Genomic DNA, 1,094 nt, shown 5'->3' on the forward strand with positions numbered 1-1,094 from the left:
GTCGCCGCGTGGGACGCGGCCCGCGACGCCGCCCGCGAGGCGGCCGACCGCGCCCGCGAGGCGGCCTCCGCCGAGTCCCGCGCCGAACTCGCCGCGGCCCGCGCCACGGACGCCGCCGAGGCCGCCGAGAACGCCTACGACGCGGAGCGACGCGCGGCCGAGTCCCTGGCCGCCGACGACCGCCTCGCCGAACTCCTCAGCCTCCCGCCCCGAACGCCGTCCCCGCTGCCGGGCCAGCGCGCGGGCGAGGCCGGGGGAGAGGGGCAGCCGGGCCCCGCCGAGGGGCAGGATCTCCCGCCGGGCGAACACGGCCCCGCCGCGGACCACGCCACCGGCACCGGCACCGGCACCGGCCACGCCACCGGTCCCGAAGGGACCCACGGACCGCTCACCGTCACCGAGTTCGACCGGTACGCCGACGAACTGCGGAGCCTGCTCGACCAGTCCATCGCCTCCGCCGAGCGCCAGCTCTTCGACCTGCGCACCGCCGCCGCCGACGACTCCCGCATCCTCGGCGCCCTCGGCGACGGCGGTCTCCTGCCGCCGGGACCGGACGTGCTCGCCACCGTCGAGTACCTCGGCGAGCAGGGCATTCCGGCCCTCCCGGGCTGGCGCTATCTCGCCCAGGCCGTCGACCCCGCCGACCACGCCGCCGTCCTCGCCGCCCGCCCCGAGCTGGTCGACGGTGTCGTGATCACCGACCCCGTCTCGTACGCCCGCGCCCGCGAGGTGCTGAGCACCGCCGCCCTGCTGCCGCGCTCCACCGTCGCCGTCGGCACCGCCGCCGCGCTCCTGGCACCCGTGCCGGCGCCTGAGTCCGGCGACGACACCGGCGTCTTCCTCGTGCCGCCGAACCCGGCGATGCACGACGAGCACGCGGCCGACGAGGAGCGGCACGCCCTGCGCGCCCGCGCCGCCGCCCGCGACGAGGAGATCCGCACCCTCGCCGCCCGCCTCACCGGCGACCGTTCGCTCGCCGCCCGGATCGGCTCCTGGCGCACCGACTGCCCGCACGGCATGCTCGCCGAACTGGCCGCCGTCGCCGCCACCGCCCGCGAGACCGCCGAGGCGGCCGCGGCCACGCTCACCGAGGC

1 pseudogene is annotated in these 1,094 nt (G+C 79.2%); it reads left to right on the forward strand.

Annotation, left to right across the window (positions count from 1 at the left end):
* Positions 1 to 1,094: pseudogene (locus AB0E14_RS39795) on the forward strand (hypothetical protein); the annotation flags it as partial.

Source organism: Streptomyces sp. NPDC047981 (assembly GCF_040653315.1).
Taxonomy (GTDB): Bacteria; Actinomycetota; Actinomycetes; order Streptomycetales; family Streptomycetaceae; genus Streptomyces.